The following is a 2,498-nucleotide window of genomic DNA, read 5'->3' as shown; positions in this document are numbered from 1 at the left end:
TCTAAGTACTATAAAAAACAGCAAGTACTAAATAATATTTCTTTTGTAGCAGAAGATGGTAAAGTTACAGGTTTTGTTGGACCTAACGGTTCCGGAAAATCAACTGCACTATATTGCGCATTGGGACTCATAAAAGCCAATGGAGGTGAAGCATTATTCGACGGCGTCCCATACAAAAAACTCAATTCCCCAATAGAAACAGTCGGCACAGTATTAGATTTAAAAGCTAATTATAGAAATACTAGTGCTATAAAAAAGCTCACATTCGTCGCGAAGTATTGCAAAATTCCAAAAACGCGCGTATCGGAGATTATGGATATTGCCGGAATCAGCTCTATACAAAATATGAAAATTAAAGAAATGTCAACCGGCATGCGCAAACGACTTGAGATTGCTGCAGCACTTCTCGCAGATCCTCATAATCTTATTCTCGATAATCCATTCTATGGCTTAGACGTTGAAGGAGTTAGATGGATGCGCGATATCTGCAAATACTATGCAGAACGCGGTGGTGCGGTACTTATCAGCACTAATAACATTAGTGAGCTTTCTCTTATTGCAGACGATCTTGTTATTATTGCACATGGTAAAATTCTACAAAAAACAAGCGTGACAGATTTGCTTACTGCATATTCTCAGAACACTGTACGAGTTGTTACTCCTGAACCAGAAAAGCTATTTGACATTATGCAATCGCAGCATAGTGAATGCTCTATTATGCAAGTTGAGCACAAAAACGAAGACGTGCAGGAAGGCGCAGCTTTCGTTATAAATAATGCAAATATTGCAGATTTGGCGCAATTCTTTAACGATAAACAATTACTTACATATCAGTTGAGTAAAGAATGCGTTTCACTCGAAGATGCGTATATGGCGGCAATAGGAGACAACGCAGCATATGTGTCCAAACCTCCATATGTTTATAACAATGTACAAAAATACCAAAATTCTACAGAAGCATATGCTCAGGAACACATCCCTAATAATGTCAACAATGAAACGACTCAGCTAAATTCAATACAACAATTAACGCAAGATGCGGCAGTAGATACTCAATTGTTAAATGAGCCTGAGCCACAATTGACTCCTGAACCTCAACTAACAACAGAGAATACAACTGTGGAGGCAGAAGTAGAGACAGCAGTAAAGGAAGAAGTAAAGACAGCGGTAAAGGAAGAAGTAAAGCCTCAGCTGGCGGAAGAACCTCAAGCAGTTGCAGAACCTAAGGCAGTTGAACCTCAGGCAACAATTGCGGTTGAAACGCATGTGACTACTGAGCCTGAAGCACAGGTATTTCCTGAGCTTGATACGCAGCAAATGACAGAGCATGAAACAAAGGTAGCGCCTGAGCCTGCTGTGCAAGTAACACCTGAGCCACAACCTGAACCTGAACCTGAACCTGAACCTGAACCACAAGCCAAGCCTGAGCCTCAAGCCAAGCCTGAGCCTCAAGCCAAGCCTGAGACTGAACCACAACCTGCACCTGTGCTACACGCCAACGTAATAGAGGAAGCCTCTCAAACTGACTTGCCAGCTCAAAAGGCACAACCTATTCAACCGCAGCAGGAGACTCCACAATACTTACAAAATCAGTATGCTCAGCAGCCGTACGCACAGCAACCGTATGCTCAATATGAGCAACAACCGTACGCTCAACAGCCACAACAAATCCAATACGATCAACAGTACGCTCAACAACAGTACGCTCAACAACCGTACGCACAGCAGCCGTACGCACAACAATCATACGCGCAACAAAATCAGTATGCGCAACAACAATATGAGCAACCGCAACAAATCCAATACGGTCAGCCGTATGCACAACAGCCGTACGGACAACAGCCGTACGCGCAGCCACAATATTACAATCCGCAATACAGTCAGCAACCATACTATGAGCAGCAGTATGCGCAACAAGATCAGTATCCTGAACCACAGCATTGTGAACAGCAGTATGCGCAACCTCAGTATGCTAAGCCTACTACCGAGCTACCATTGCCTGATACTTCATATATTGGGCCAGAGTATGCTCATCCTCAATTTGCTAAAAAGAAACAAAACGATCAGGATTCTCAAGAAAATGCACAATGAGCTTAGTGCCAGAATTAGTGCCATCTATTATTGCTATGGTTGCTCGGGGCGTTATGCTATTTGCAGTGGGCGCTTTACTTCTAGCAAAAAGAATTAAAACTAGTATCGGCAAAAGTTGCAATAAATAAACCCCGCTCGTTTGCTCAGTAATGATTGCAATCGAACGGGGCTTATTTTTTATTTATACTTACTATGTTTAAATATCGCGATGCTTTTCAACAACGTGGCCAATTGCATACATGACTACGCCCCAAGCGAGAACCACCAAGCCTGATTGCCACCATGTGAAAATATATGCGTTTGGTGGAAGCTGTGCACCCGAATTAGGTGAGCCGCCCAAGAATTTCCCCACCGCTGTGGCTGGCAAAAGCTGTATAAGTATTGAATTCCACTTCGCGAAATTGCTT

General features: G+C 42.9%; 1 protein-coding gene and 1 pseudogene. One reads left to right on the top strand and one right to left on the bottom strand.

Going from position 1 to position 2,498, the window contains the following annotated elements; translation table 11 throughout:
• On the top strand, nt 1-2,091 hold a 2,091-nt coding region (locus A5294_RS06190; RefSeq protein WP_064340718.1), incomplete at its 5' end, for an ATP-binding cassette domain-containing protein.
• Nucleotides 2,092-2,287: 196 nt separating this feature from the next.
• Here the strand turns inward: A5294_RS06190 and A5294_RS06745 are convergent.
• A pseudogene (locus A5294_RS06745) lies at nt 2,288-2,498 on the bottom strand (ABC transporter permease); the annotation flags it as partial.

Origin of the sequence: Gardnerella sp. 30-4, assembly GCF_001641215.1 — a bacterium.
In the GTDB taxonomy this organism is placed as follows: Bacteria; Actinomycetota; Actinomycetes; order Actinomycetales; family Bifidobacteriaceae; genus Bifidobacterium; species Bifidobacterium leopoldii.
Note: the sequence above shows the minus strand (reverse complement) of the source record. Positions and strands in the feature narration are given on the sequence as shown.